Annotated in this window: 2 protein-coding genes; both read right to left on the bottom strand. The window is 68.6% G+C overall.

Annotation, left to right across the window (positions count from 1 at the left end):
* Positions 1-3629: amino acid adenylation domain-containing protein (locus ABZX30_RS37385; protein ID WP_355942688.1), on the bottom strand; the 3629-nt coding region annotated here is incomplete at its 3' end.
* The gene (locus ABZX30_RS37380; protein ID WP_355942690.1) at positions 3626-7534 is read right to left on the bottom strand and encodes an amino acid adenylation domain-containing protein; all 3909 of its coding nucleotides are present in this window, start codon (positions 7532-7534) and stop codon (positions 3626-3628) included. The genes ABZX30_RS37385 and ABZX30_RS37380, both read right to left, overlap by 4 nt.
* Between the last annotated feature and the right edge of the window lie 21 nt (positions 7535-7555).

Genomic DNA, 7555 nt, shown 5'->3' with positions numbered 1-7555 from the left:
CGACTCAAGTGCATCCGTGAACCGCCCGCCGCCACCAACTGACCAACGGCATCTGCGGCCGCGGGATCGAGCACGACCTCCTGGACCGGCAGCACCGCATGCCGCACCACCACCTGCACCGGCTCCCGCAACCCCTCCCACACGATCCCCGTGCGGTAGATGTCATGCCGGTCAACCACCCACTGCAACGCCTCCAGGAACCCCTCCAGCCGCTCCCCCGACTCGAAGGCCAGCACCGTCGGCACGACATACGCGTCATCGCCGCCGTCTGCCAGGAGGTGGTGGAAGAGCAGGCCCTCTTGCAGCGGCGCCAGCGGGTAGACATCCGCGACATTGGCCGCGCCACCCGGCACCCGCGCAACCACCCAACCGACCTCCTCGGCCGTCAGGTCCACCAGCGGCAGCATTTCTGCCGTGATCGTTTCTGCGTCCGTAGGTATCAAGTTCTCCGGTACGGCAACGAATTCGGGGCCGGACGCACTTGCCAGCCCGGCCGGTGTCGGCGTCTGGAACAACGCCCGCACCGACACCGAAACACCACGCGCCCGCAACCGCTCCACCAACGACACCGCGAGCAGCGAGTGCCCACCCAGCGCGAAGAAGTCGGCATCCACACCGACCCTCTCGACACCGAGCACCTCAGCGAACGCCTGGCACAGAATCTCCTCCTGCACCGTCACCGGCCCCCGGCCCACACCCGCCGCAACCGAATAATCCGGCACCGGCAACGCCCGACGATCCAGCTTCCCGTTCACCGTCAGCGGCAACGCCTCCAGCACCACCACCGCCGACGGCACCATGTACCCCGGCAACCGCTCCGCCGCGAACTCCCGAACCCCGTCCGCCAGACGCCTCGGCTCCGCCTCCCCGTCAGCGGGCACCACATAGGCGACAAGACGCCTACCACCCGCGGCATCCTCCCGGGCGACAACAGCGACCTGCGCCAACCCGGCATGGGCGGCCAGCGCCGACTGCACCTCACTGGGCTCCACCCGGAACCCGCGGATCTTCACCTGCTCGTCCGCACGCCCCGCGAACACCAACTGCCCATCCGCCGTCCACCGCGCCAGATCACCCGTGCGATACATCCGCTCGCCAACCGACGCAAACGGACAGGCCACGAACCGCTCCGCCGTCAACCCCGCACGACCGAGGTACCCTCGCGCCAAACCGGCGCCAGCGACGTACAGCTCCCCGACGACTCCGACCGGCACCACAGTCAGCGAGTCGTCCAGTACGAACACACGCGTGTTGTCCAGCGGCGCACCGATGGGCAGCGTCCCGCCCAGCGCATCCGGCTCGTTCACCGCATGCTGAGTGGCGCACAAAGTCACCTCGGTAGGCCCGTACAAATGTCGCACGGTGACCCCGGAACACGCTTCGATCACCCGCTCCACGGCGGCCACCGGTACCACGTCGCCGCCGGTCAGTACCTCTTCAAGCCCCTTGAAGCATTCTGGATCGCGCTCCGCGAGCACCCGGAACAGGCCTGCCGTCACATGCACATGCGTCAGCCCGAACTCAGCCACCCACGACCGCAACACGCCGCCGTCGACGAGCGCACCCACCGGTGCGACCACCACTCCGGCACCCGCGAGGAGGCCGGCCCAGATCTCGTACACGGAGGCGTCAAACACATGCGGGGCCTGGAAGAGCACTCGCGTCCCATCCGACAGCCCCCAGTGCGACGCCGACGCAAGTTCCACGACGTCGCGGTGCGTCGCCACCACTCCCTTCGGCACGCCCGTCGAGCCCGACGTGTACATCACATATGCCGAACACCCCGGCATCGGTGCGCCGTTCAGCTCGTGCTCGCGAAGCGCCGAGCCGGCCGACCGCGACAGTTCCGCCACCACCTCGGCACCGTCCATCACCAGCACCGGTACCTCTGCCGGCTCCGGAACCACCGACGCGTACTCCATAGACGTCAGCACGCACACCGACGTCGCGTCATCGAGCATGAACGCAATCCGCTCCGCGGGGTACGCCACGTCCACAGGCAGGTACGCGGCTCCTGCCTTCAGCACTCCCAGCAGCGCCACCACCAGGTCGATGCCGCGTTCCATGCACACCGCGACCGGCGACTCCGGACCGACACCCCGGCCCGCCAGAACGCGCGCCAGGCGGTTCGCCCGTTCGTCGAGTTCGGCGTACGAAAGCGACACGCCGTTCCCCACCAACGCCACCGCATCCGGTGTCCGCGCCACCTGCGTGGCGAACAGTCCCGGCACCGTGGTGTCCGGCATCTCCACGGCGGTGCCGTCCCCAGCCTCGATCAGCCGACGCCGCTCGGCCTCGTCCAGGACACCCACAGCACAGAGCCGTGTTTCCGGCGCCGCGGCGACCGTCTCGACGACCTTCAGCAGCCACGCCGTGATCCGTTCGGCCGTCTCTGGGGCAAAGAGGTCCGCCGCAGCGACCAGCCTGCCGCGGATCCCGGCCGGAGCACCGTGGGCATCGAACTCCTCTCCCACGGACACTTCGAGGTCGAACTTCGCGGATGACGCGCCGGCAGGGAGCGCCTCCACCTCAAGGCCGGGCAGGCTCAAGGCGGCCGAGCCCGTGTTCTGAACTGTCAGCATGACCTGGAACAACGGGTGCCGAGACAGCGAACGCGTGGGAGCAAGCTCCTCCACCAGCCGCTCGAACGGCACATCCTGATGCTCGAAAGCACCGAGCCCGGCCTCGCGAACCCGATCGAGAACCTCGTCGAACGTCGGGTTGCCAGAGAGGTCGGTGCGAATCACGAGACTGTTGACGAAGAAGCCGACCAGGTCGTCAAGCGCCTCGTCGGTACGGCCCGCGACAGCCGAACCGATAGGGATGTCGGTGCCCGCGCCCGCCCGGTTCAGCGTCATCGCCATGGCGGCCTGCAACAGCATGAACAGGGTCACCTCGCGCTCGCGCGCCATCGTGACCAGCCGCTCGTGCACTTCCGCGGGAATCTCCAACGGCACACGATGGCCCCGGTGGGAGGAGACTGCCGGGCGAGGCCGGTCGACGGGCAGCCGCAGCTCCTCCGGCGCATCCTCCAACGCGACGCGCCAGTAAGCGACTTGCTGCTGCAGGACGCTGTCTTCCTCGTCCTCGGTGCCCAACATCTCCCGCTGCCACAGCGCATAGTCCGCGTACTGCACCGGCAGTGGATCCCACCCAGGAGCCCTGCCCATCAAGCGTGCTTCGTACGCGACCGACAGGTCCCGCGCCAGCGGTCCCGTCGACCAGCCGTCGGCGGCGATGTGATGCATCACCAATACCAGCACTTGCTCACTCGGTCCCATCGCGAACAGCTGGGCCCGCACCGGGATTTCAGTGCTCAAGTCGAAGTCGTACTCAACCGCCTCCGCCACTGCACCGGCCAGCTCCTGCGGCGCCGGCTCGGCCACGGGCAGCTCGAATTCGGTTCCCTCGACGGGAAGTATCCGCTGGTACGGCTCGCCGTCCCTCACCAGGAACAGGGTGCGCAGAACCTCGTGCCGCCCGATGACGTCCCGCAGCGCGTCCTCCAGGGCCCCATGGTCGAGGTCACCGGTCAGCCGCAGCACCATCGAGGTGTTGTAAGTCGAGCCCGACCCCTCCAGCTTCGACAGGAACCACAGCCGACGCTGGGCGAATGAGAGTGGGATCACCGGGACTCCTCCTGCTTGCGCATCGGCCGCAGCGCGGGCCTGGCCTTCTTTTGCTGACTTCCTTGCTCTACGAGCCAGGCTGCGAGCCCGGCCGGGGTCGGGCTCGCGAAGACGGCCCTGATCGACAGCTCGGCGTCCAGCACCGTGCGCACCCTGCTCACCAGACGAGTGGCCAGCAGCGAATGCCCGCCTAGCGCGAAGAAGTTGTCATCGACCTTTACCGTCGGTATGCCGAGAAGCTGGGCGAACGCCTGGCACAGGGCCTCTTCCTCCCGGGTGGCAGGCTCACGGCCCGCCCCCGCCGCACCAGCGTGATCCGGGGCCGGCAGCGCCTTCCGGTCCAGTTTTCCGTTCGTCGTCAGCGGCAGCGCGTCAAGCACCACGACCGCGGCGGGAACCATGTACGGCGGCAGACGGTCGGCCGCGAACTCTCCTATCTCAGCGGGCAGTGCCCGGGCGTCCTCGGCCGGATCGACCGGCACGACATACGCGACCAGTTCCTTGTCCCCCGCGCCATCCGTGCGGGCAACCACCACGGCCTGTGCCACGAACGGGTGCGCCGTGACGGTGGCCTGGATCTCGCCGAGCTCGATCCGGAAGCCCCGGATCTTCACCTGATCATCTGCGCGCCCCGCGTACTCGAGGTTCCCGTCCGCACGCCAGCGCACCAGGTCCCCGGTCCGGTACAACCGCGATCCGGTCGGTCCGAACGGGTCCGCCACGAACCGCTCCCCGGTGAGTGCCGGACGCCGCAGGTAGCCGCGGGCCAGGCCCCTTCCTCCGATGTAGAGCTCGCCCACGATGTTGGTGGGAACCGGCGCCATCCGGCCGTCGAGGACATACACCCGGGCGTTGGAGATCGGCCGGCCGATCGGCGGAGTGCCTGCGGCCTCGCCAACCGTGTGCCACCCGGTCGAGTAGACCGTCGCCTCGGTCGGGCCGTAAATGTTCGCGACCCTGGCCCCCGGGAAGGCGTCGTGGACGCTGTCCACGACGTCGGCGGTCAGCGCCTCGCCGGCCAGAACCACCGTCCGGGGCCGCGCCTCCAGATCGCCGTCGCTCAAGACCCGGGAGAGTGCGGACGGCACGGCACTGATCAGGCTGACCGCCCAAGGTGTTCCGGGCCGGTCGATCAGGGTGAGCAGATCCTGGACGATTTCGACACTGCCGCCCGCTACCAGCGGCCCGAAGAGCTCGAACACCGATACGTCGAAGTTGAGCGAGGTCGACGCGAGCACCCGGGACAACTCGCCGTCGCTGAACGTGGTGGCGGCCCACGACAGCAACCCGGCCACCGACCGGTGCTCCACCAGCACCCCCTTGGGACGCCCCGTGGAACCCGAGGTGTAGATCACGTAAGCCGGATGCCCCCAGGTCAGTGGAGCCAGCCGCTCGTCTTGGTCCAGGACGCCTGTCTCAAGCCCCGCCAGAGCCTCTGTCACCGACGGCTCGTCCAGCGTGACCCGCGGTACATCGCCGGGCATCGATCGGCCACAGGCCTCGGTGTCAAGGACCACCACCGGCTCTGCGTCCTCGAGCATGAACGCCATCCGCTCTGCTGGGTACGCGGGGTCGATCGGCAGATACGCGCCGCCGGCCTTCAGCACGCCGAGCACGGCCACCGCGAGATCGACACCGCGCTCCATGCAGACCGCGACGACCGACTCCGGGCCCACACCGCGTCCGATCAGCAATCGGGCGAGGCTGTTCGCACGGGCGTCGAGGTCGGCATACGACACCTCGGTCCCCTGAGAGACCAGAGCGATGGCCTCCGGCGTACGTGCCACCTGAGCCTCGAACAGTTCGGGCAGCGTCGAAGGCGTCAGCTCGACCTCGGTGTCGTTCCACTCCGTCAGGAGCCGGTCCCGCTCGCCCGCGTCCAGCACCTCCACACCGTTCAGCGGCAGGTCCGATCCGGCGTCCAGTGCTGCCACCAGGTTCTCCGCAGTGGTGCGCAGCAACGCGCACACGGCCTTCGCGTCGGCCGGAGTGACAGCGTCGACGGTCACCCTGAAACCGGTGCCGAGATCGTCCACGGCCACGACGAGCGGGTAGTTGGTCCGCTCCCTGGTGAGCAGCGCGCTCACTCCGTCGAGCACGGTGTCCGCGCCCCGCCCGTCGCGAGGGGCGGTGGCGGCTCGGGCAGCGGTCTGGTTGTGCCGGTAGTTGAACAGCGACGTGAACAGTGGGCTTGTGCCCGGCAACCCGCTTGCCCGCTGGGCCAGTGCCAAGGGTGCGTGCTCGTGCAACAGGAGCTCCGCCAGCTGCTGGCGCAGGTCCGAGAGCGCTTGTCCTACCCCGGACGAATCGACGCGTACACGTATCGGCAGAGTGTTGATGAAGGGCCCTTGTACCCGGTCCGCGCCCGCGCCCGCGTTCATCCGCCCGAACAGGACGGTCCCGAAGACCACGTCGTCCCGGCCGCTGACCGCCGACAGGACGCGCGCCCACACCAAGTGGAACACTGTCGCCGCGCTCACCCCGAGCGAGCGGGCCAACTCCTTTATCCGATGAGCCAGTTTCTCATCAATGGCAAGCTGGGCGCGCTGCGAAGTCACGCCGTCACCGTGGACGTCCAGCAGGCCGTACGGCGCCGTGGTCTCCTCCACATCACCCAGCAGCTCGGCGAAGTAGCGCTCATGCTCTTCACGCGGCACACCCAGCCGCGCCTGCGCCACGAACTCCCGGAACGGCAGCGGGTAAGGCAACGACTCACCCTGCCCAGCCAGGAAGGCACCCAGTTCCTTCAGCAGCGCTTCCTGTGTGGTGTGATCCCGGACCATCTGATGGATACGGAGCAGACTCAGCCACCGCCCGCTGCCCGGCTCTGGCGCGATGTGCACCCGTATGAGCGGTGCGCTGCGCAGATCCATCCAGCCGCCGCCGAGCTCGACCAGCTGCCCCACGGCATCCGTCGCCTCGGGGTCGAGCACGACCTCGTCGACTGGTAGAGCCGCTTGCCGCAGCACCACCTGGACCGGTTCCGGCAGCCCCTCCCAGATGATCGCCGTGCGGTAGATGTCATTCCGGTCGATCACCTGTTGGAGGGCACCGAGGAACGCGTCCAGCCGATCCCGGGAGTCGAATCCCAGCACGATCGGCAGCACATATACGTCATGGTTTCTCTGATTGGCCATCAGGTGGTGGAAGAAGATGCCTTCCTGTAGCGGTGCCAGCGGGTAGACGTCCGCGACGTTCGCCGCGCCGCCCGGCACCTGCGCGACCACTCGCTCGGTCTCCTCGGCGGACAGCTCGACCAGCGGCAGCATCGCCGGCGTGATCTCCGTCGCGCCGTCGGGAATCAGATTCGGCGGAACATCCGCCTGTGCCGGAGCGGCCACCACGGCCAACCCGGCCGGCGTCGGTTCCTGGAACAGCACTCGCACCGAGATCGAGACGCCTTGGACTCTCAGGTTCTCCACCAGCGTGACTGCGAGGAGTGAGTGTCCACCCAGCATGAAGAAGTCGTCGTCGACGCCGACGCTGTCCAGACCGAGGACCTCGGCGAACGCCTGGCACAGGATCTCTTCCTGGAGCGTGGCCGGCCCGCGCCGCACGGCCGCGTCGGCTGCCGTGTAGTCAGGGGCGGGCAGCGCCTTGCGGTCCAGCTTGCCGTTCCCGGTCAACGGCAGCCCCTCCAGGACGATCGCCGCCGAGGGGACCATGTGCTCCGGCAGCCGGTCGCTGGCGAACGTGCGGATGGAGATAGTCAGTTCGGCGGGGTCGGTGTCCTTGTCCGCCGGGACCACGTAGGCGACCAGGCGCACATCCCCCGGCACGTCCTCACGGGCCGTGACGGCGGCCTGGGCGAGCTGCGGATGCGCGGCCAATACCGCCTGCACCTCACCCGGCTCCACCCGGAACCCACGCACCTTGACCTGCTCGTCCGCCCGCCCCGCGAACACCAACTCACCACCGGACGTCCA

Source organism: Streptomyces sp. NPDC004542 (assembly GCF_040610035.1).
In the GTDB taxonomy this organism is placed as follows: Bacteria; Actinomycetota; Actinomycetes; order Streptomycetales; family Streptomycetaceae; genus Streptomyces.
This window is presented reverse-complemented; position numbering and strand designations above follow the sequence as displayed.